This window comes from Enterococcus sp. 7E2_DIV0204 (assembly GCF_002140855.1).
Lineage (GTDB): Bacteria > Bacillota > Bacilli > Lactobacillales > Enterococcaceae > Enterococcus_L > Enterococcus_L lemimoniae.
On the sequence record NZ_NGKY01000001.1, the window covers coordinates 1209249 to 1210641 of the forward strand.

Annotated in this window: 2 protein-coding genes and 2 pseudogenes; all 4 read right to left on the bottom strand. The window is 33.2% G+C overall.

Annotated elements, in window-relative coordinates; translation table 11 throughout:
- Window positions 1-351: pseudogene (locus A5819_RS05680) on the bottom strand (hypothetical protein); the annotation flags it as partial.
- Window position 352: 1 nt separating this feature from the next.
- Window positions 353-748 carry a hypothetical protein gene (locus tag A5819_RS05685; protein ID WP_254907223.1) on the bottom strand — a complete coding sequence of 132 codons (396 nt, stop codon included), beginning with the start codon at window positions 746-748 and terminating at the stop codon, window positions 353-355.
- 73 nt (window positions 749-821) lie between these two features.
- Window positions 822-1118, bottom strand: a complete 297-nt coding sequence (locus A5819_RS05690) for a WXG100 family type VII secretion target (protein ID WP_010761887.1) — start codon at window positions 1116-1118, stop codon at window positions 822-824.
- A 161-nt stretch (window positions 1119-1279) separates the two neighbouring features.
- A pseudogene (locus tag A5819_RS05695) lies at window positions 1280-1393 on the bottom strand (WXG100 family type VII secretion target); the annotation flags it as partial.

Consider the following 1393-nt stretch of genomic DNA (forward strand, 5'->3'; position numbering starts at 1 on the left):
GTAGGTATGCTTTGTGTCTGTATTTAGAGTAGGGGTATCTGTTAGATAATAAGAGTTATACCCTGCTTTTTCATCCGTTAAAAGCCCTTTTTGGTACTCCTTATCTTTGCCAAAGAATTTTTTCTCCGTAATAGTTTCTACTGTTTTGTCTGGTTGTAAATACACCGTATCTATACTATTTCCATGTGCATCTTTTGCATCTGAAAAATTAAATTTTACGGACTCATTTGAATTTAATTTATTTTGTTGACTAGGCTTTAATTCATTGTAAGGAAAGTTGTTTTCCCTACCGGTATATGCACCTTGTGATAAATCAGCATATATATTATAGTCTTTTTCTAAATTAGCCATGTCATTCTCCTTCGTCAGTTAATTGTTGACCATATTTGATAGTATTTAAGTTGGGGAGGTTACTATCGTCTATTTGAATGTCCAATCTAAAATCCAAATTCTCTTTATTATTTACGAACCCAAATATTTGAATAACTTTACCTGCTCCTTTAGGCAGACCATTTCCTATCGTATTTTCTATTACACTATCCCAATTATAAGTAACTTTTGATATTTGAAATTCAACACTATTTTCGATATACTCATTCATTTCATTTTCATGTTTTTTGAGAAAAGTGATTTGTTTTTCTTTCTCTGTTGGTTCGATCATTTTTTTCACTCCTAACGTTCCTAGTATGCCTAAAAGGACAATAATTCCTGTAAGTATTCCTAGTCTAACTGCTCTTTTCTTATTCAAACGTTAAACCCCTTTACTCAAAAAAGCGTTAGCGCAATGTACTGCACTAACGCTTTTTTATTTCAAAATTAATTTAGTTTAAACCGAAAGAACTTGCATCTTGTTGGTCACGTTGTGCTACTGTGTCAGCGTATTTGTTCAACTGACTATTGATACTGATCAACAACTCTTCCATTTTTTTAACGTTACCTTCTAATTGATTGTATTGTTCTAAATACGATTGGAACGCTTGACCTTTCCACTCTTGCGCGATTTGTTGATTCATAGAATTTACTTTACGAATCGCATCTTGGATTTGTTGTTGTGATTGTGTATAAACCTTTGCTTGTGACTTCAGTTGCTCGGGTGTGACGGAAATTGCTCCTGCCATTATAATTTCTCCTACTCTATAACAAATTTGTTTACACAGATAGTATATCGGCTGTCTCTTATACACATCTAGATGTGTATAAGAGACAGTTATAATTTCTCCTACTCTATAACAAATTTGTTTACACAGATAGTATATCGGTCAATAAGTATACCTGTCTCTTATACACATCTAGATGTGTCTTGTTGGTCACGTTGTGCTACTGTGTCAGCGTATTTGTTCAACTGACTATTGATACTGATCAACAACTCTTCCATTTTTTTTACGTTTCCTTC